Origin of the sequence: Belliella calami, assembly GCF_022549695.1 — a bacterium.
Classification (GTDB): Bacteria; Bacteroidota; Bacteroidia; order Cytophagales; family Cyclobacteriaceae; genus Belliella; species Belliella calami.
Window position 1 is genome coordinate 1 of the sequence record NZ_JAKZGS010000042.1, and the last position, 913, is coordinate 913.

Consider the following 913-nt stretch of genomic DNA (forward strand, 5'->3'; position numbering starts at 1 on the left):
TCAAAAGGCGTATAAGGTTTTGTGGTTTTCTCGTATCCGGAATTGTGTCTATGAATTCTTTCATCAAGATTTGAAGTTAGTCCTACGTAGATATACTTTCTAATAGAACTTGATATGGCGTATACAAAAAACATAATCAAATATAAAACAAAAAACCTCGTAGTTATACGAGGTTTAAGTACCAGGAGCGGGAATCGAATCTACCTGGCGGAAGACAGGTCTACCTGGCGGAAGACAGGCCCGCACGGCCGTGAAGCCACAAGCTTACAATAAGCTGTACAAAATTCGTTTTCCAGATGTAGATTTGAGATATTTTTCATGTTGTCTTGCTTCGATTCTAGTTTCGAACTGTTTGACATAAATCAAGTCAAAAGGCGTATAAGGTTTTGTGGTTTTCTCGTATCCGGAATTGTGTCTATGAATTCTTTCATCAAGATTTGAAGTTAGTCCTACGTAGATATACTTTCTAATAGAACTTGATATGGCGTATACAAAAAACATAATCAAATATAAAACAAAAAACCTCGTAGTTATACGAGGTTTAAGTACCAGGAGCGGGAATCGAATCTACCTGGCGGAAGACAGGCCCGCACGGCCGTGAAGCCACAAGCTTACAATAAGCTGTACAAAATTCGTTTTCCAGATGTAGATTTGAGATATTTTTCATGTTGTCTTGCTTCGATTCTAGTTTCGAACTGTTTGACATAAATCAAGTCAAAAGGCGTATAAGGTTTTGTGGTTTTCTCGTATCCGGAATTGTGTCTATGAATTCTTTCATCAAGATTTGAAGTTAGTCCTACGTAGATATACTTTCTAATAGAACTTGATATGGCGTATACAAAAAACATAATCAAATATAAAACAAAAAACCTCGTAGTTATACGAGGTTTAAGTACCAGGAGCGGGAATCGAA

General features: G+C 36.9%; 3 protein-coding genes. All 3 read right to left on the bottom strand.

Annotation, left to right across the window (positions count from 1 at the left end; all coding sequences use genetic code 11):
• The coding region (locus MM236_RS19725) for a GIY-YIG nuclease family protein (RefSeq protein ID WP_255742980.1) at positions 1-134 on the bottom strand (134 nt) is incomplete at its 3' end.
• Positions 135-264: 130 nt separating this feature from the next.
• Positions 265-501, bottom strand: a complete 237-nt coding sequence (locus MM236_RS19605; RefSeq protein ID WP_241276697.1) for a GIY-YIG nuclease family protein — start codon at positions 499-501, stop codon at positions 265-267.
• A 110-nt stretch (positions 502-611) separates the two neighbouring features.
• Positions 612-913, bottom strand: a 302-nt coding sequence (locus MM236_RS19610) for a GIY-YIG nuclease family protein (RefSeq protein ID WP_241276698.1), incomplete at its 5' end; no start/stop codon positions are given.